At 77.5% G+C, this 369-nt stretch carries 1 pseudogene; it reads left to right on the top strand.

The features are described 5' to 3' along the window. Window positions 1–258 (top strand): annotated as a pseudogene (locus BEK98_RS47500) (DEAD/DEAH box helicase); the annotation flags it as partial. Window positions 259–369: the final 111 nt, after the last annotated feature.

Genomic DNA, 369 nt, shown 5'->3' on the forward strand with positions numbered 1-369 from the left:
ACCCGCAAGACGGCCGCCGCTGAGCCTGTCGTCGACGGAGTCGAGGCCGCCGCCGCACCCAAGGTACGGCGGACCCGTAAGGCCGCCGCCGCGGCGGCTGTTCCGGAGATTCCGGCGCAGGCCACCGAGGAGCCGGAGGCCACGCCGCGCCGCCGTACCCGCAAGGCCGCGGAGCCCGCGACCGAGGCCACGGAGGCGGCACCGAGGCCGCGCCGGACGCGGAAGGCGACGGCGGCCGCGGAGGCCACCGAGGCCTGACGGCCCACCGGCAAGACAAGCGCAACCGCCTCACCCGACGGCCCGGCCCACCTAGTGGGACCGGGCCGTCGGCCTTCTCCCGCAACAACTCCCCCTGCCCCGCCTCCCCTC

Origin of the sequence: Streptomyces diastatochromogenes (genome assembly GCF_002242805.1) — a bacterium.
Classification (GTDB): domain Bacteria; phylum Actinomycetota; class Actinomycetes; order Streptomycetales; family Streptomycetaceae; genus Streptomyces; species Streptomyces diastatochromogenes.